Source organism: Microcoleus sp. T3_B1, from assembly GCF_036700445.1.
Classification (GTDB): domain Bacteria; phylum Cyanobacteriota; class Cyanobacteriia; order Cyanobacteriales; family Microcoleaceae; genus Microcoleus.
In genome coordinates this window covers 91058-94471 of the sequence record NZ_JAUBOX010000019.1, presented here as the reverse complement: position 1 = coordinate 94471, position 3414 = coordinate 91058, and the positions used below count along the sequence as shown (strand labels likewise).

Here is a 3414-nt window from a genome sequence, read left to right as displayed (position 1 = left end):
ATTGTGGAACAGGCATCTTGCCTGTTGCCAGAAACCCCATCAATTGTGGAACAGGCATCTTGCCTGTTGCCAGAAACCCCATCAATTGTGGAACAGGCATCTTGCCTGTTGCCAGAAACTCCATCAATTGTGGAACAGGCATCTTGCCTGTTTCCAACATTAATATCTGAGTTCATATCCAACTCAGAATTCTGGAAAAGCGGCAAATAATCTGTGAGTGTTAGATTTCCGGTTGTCAGAGTGCCAGTCTTGTCAAAAACCACCGTATCTAATTGATGCACCCGTTCTAAAACATCACCACCGCGAATTAAAAGCCCGCGCTCCGCCCCGATGCCAGAACCAACTAAAATTGCAGTAGGGGTAGCCAATCCCAAAGCGCAAGGACAAGCAATCACTAAAACTGCGATCGCCAATTTCAAACTTAACAGCAAAGGCGATTGATAATGGATAATTGGCAATTCATTTCCCATGCCCATTGCCCCATGCCCGATGCCCGATGCCCCATGCCCCATGCCCATTGCCCCATGCCCCATATCCATTGCCCCCTGTCCTAAAAGCACAGAAGGCCAAATATGAGTGCCGGCAAAATACCAAAATAGAAAAGTTAAAAGCGATATTGCCATTACCCCATACACAAAATATCCCGCGACAGTATCAGCTAAATTTTGAATGGGCGCTTTGCGAGTTTGGGCTGCCTGCACCAAAGCCACCATTTGAGCTACAGTTGTTTCCTTACCGGTGCGAGTTGCCCGCATCACAACTGCCCCGGATTTATTGATAGTTCCGGCGGCAACTGTATCTCCTGGTTGCTTCAAAACCGGCATTGATTCGCCAGTCAGCATCGACTCATCTATGGTTGTTTTGCCTTCGCAGACTTCACCGTCTACCGGTATTTTTTCCCCTGGCAAAACTTGCAGCCATTCTCCGACTCGAACGCGATCGGCTGGAATTTCAATGTATTGTGGATCGTAGACCTCTGATGTCGAGTTTAAAGGCAATTCTTCCGATCGCAAATCTAAAGTCGGGAGTTTAAAATCTACTAAGCGGGCTTTCGCAGGCTGCAATGCGATTAAAGCTTGCAAAGCTGATGCAGCGCGCCGTCTGGCTTGCTGTTCCAGAGTTTTGCCCAACAAAATAAAGCCCAGCAGCATCACAGGTTCGTCAAAAAAGCACTCCCATCCCATCCGTGGAAACAGCAGCGCCGCGTTGCTAGCGGTGTAAGCTGTAACAGCGCCTAAAGCTACCAAAGTATTCATGTTGGGTGCATTTCGCCACAAACTGCGGCACCCGTCAACGATAATCGGGCGGCCCGGTACCAGCAAAGCGAGGGTGGCGAGTCCCCAGTGAAACCAAATATTGCTGAGAATTGGGGCTTTTGTGCCGAGTACGTGACCTAAACCGGATAAAATAATTAGGATTAGGGCGATCGTCAATTGCTTGATTTGCTGTCGAATTTCTTGCCCCCGCCGTTCAATTGTTGCCGCTTCTGCTTCCCGCTGATTTTCACCACAACGAGACTGAGAGGGAAATCCATTATCAGTCAACTTTTTAGCTAAAGCCTCTGCATCGACAGCCCCCGGTTGACACTCAACCGTAGCGACTTCTACGGCCAAGTTAACGCAAGCTGAAATTACGCCTGAATACTGCATAAGTTGGCGTTCCACAGCTTTCGCGCAGCCGGCACATTTCATCCCGCCGACATCGAAAGTAACAAGTTCTGGCGGTGATTCGTTAACTGGTATGATTTCTGGTTGAATTTCGGGGATTGTTTTGGGTAGAAATTGCATGGTTTTTTTTGGTATTGATTAAATATTTCGGCGCTTCTGAAAGGGTTTAATGCACTGTTTAGACAAATGTCTATATTTTTATCATAGATAAATATTGTGGCATCTTCCAAAAGTGTTAGTTTTTTTTAATTCTTATTAGTTGCAGGCGGTTAATTCCGCATTTTGGCAGGGGTTGAAATTAATCGGGGACTGCGGGTTTAATGCTAAGACACGCCTTGGACACGGCAGTGCCGTTTCCCTACTTGATATAATGGCGTTGCTGAATTAGGGTATGATACGGGCAAAAATACGAGAGGGGAGCCGAAAATGATTTCTGGGGTTTTAATGGGGAATTGGAACATCTCCAAATTTTAGATAGTAGACCTCTTGCAAAAATCCTTTTCATCAATTGATGGGACGGGCAAGATGCCCATCCCACAAGAGTTATTTTTTCTTGTGGGATGGGCATCTTGCCCGTCCTAATTATTTTTGCCAAAGGTCTAATGAATTACTAACTTAAGGATCGTGAATTAAATAACTTACCATTTTTATTGTGATTGTGGGATGGGCGTCCCGCCCGTCCAAAAAGGGCGGGCAGGACACCCCAATTTCCTTGTGTAAATTATTTAATTCGCGATCCTTAGAATTCGCTATATTAAACTAAGAGAAAATCTTGAGCAGTAATTAGCGAGGCATTAACACCCACAATATTCGCAAGTATTCTTCCACTTTGCTTAATCGTCAGCAATGTTCCATCATTTCCCTGTGTAATCTGCAACTGCTCAAACGTGAATCCTCCTGACAATCCAATCGCATCTTCCCCCTTAGTAAAATCTGCAATTAGAGCGAATTGCACTCCCGGACACAAGGCAAAGATATCATTTCCTACCCCTCCTAGTAAACTATCAAATCCACCACAACCACACAAAATATCATTACCTTTGCCTCCCAGGAGTGTATCATTCTCACTGCCTCCACACAGGGTATCATTTCCCTCTTGTCCTAACAATAAATCCTGTGCTTGTTCCCCCAGTAGAATATCATTGTCTTTGCCCCCGTATAAGGTATCATTTTCTTTGCCACCCTGAATAAAATCATTACCAGCATCGCCATAAATCAGGTCATTTCCTTCTCGCCCATTCAGAGAATCATTCCCTTGATTTCCCCGAATTACATCTTCCCCTTGTCCACCGAGAATAATATCATTATCTTTGCCACCCAAGAGGTAATCATTGCCAGTACCACCGACAATAAAATCACTACCTTCATTGCCATTCAGTGTGTCGCCTTCGTCATCAGCAAATAAGTTATCATCCCCTGGCAAAGCATCAAAAAAGCTAGAGGAATTGTTGCCATAATAAGCATCATTTTGGTTAGTGCCTATTCGGATATTAGGATTGCCATTGATTACATTATCGGTGGCATTGGGTTGATTGAGATCGGGGCGAGGAATGCGATCGCAAAAACAAGTTGAGTCAGGCGTTACCGCTGGTGTAGGTGTGGGAGGTGGTGTTACCTCTGGGGTAGGAGTTGCTGTAGGAATTGGTGTCGGATCTGCTAGAGGAATTGGCGTCTGTGTCGGTGTAGGTGTAGGAGTTGTTATAGGAATTGGAGTGGGAGTTGATGTTACCTCTGGTGTTACCTCTGG

Annotated in this window: 2 protein-coding genes; both read right to left on the bottom strand. The window is 45.5% G+C overall.

Annotated features, from left to right (window positions below; translation table 11 throughout):
* Window positions 1-1787: cation-translocating P-type ATPase (locus QT990_RS13030; RefSeq protein ID WP_333465308.1), on the bottom strand; the 1787-nt coding region annotated here is incomplete at its 3' end.
* A 634-nt stretch (window positions 1788-2421) separates the two neighbouring features.
* Window positions 2422-3414: calcium-binding protein (locus QT990_RS13025; protein ID WP_333465307.1), on the bottom strand; the 993-nt coding region annotated here is incomplete at its 5' end.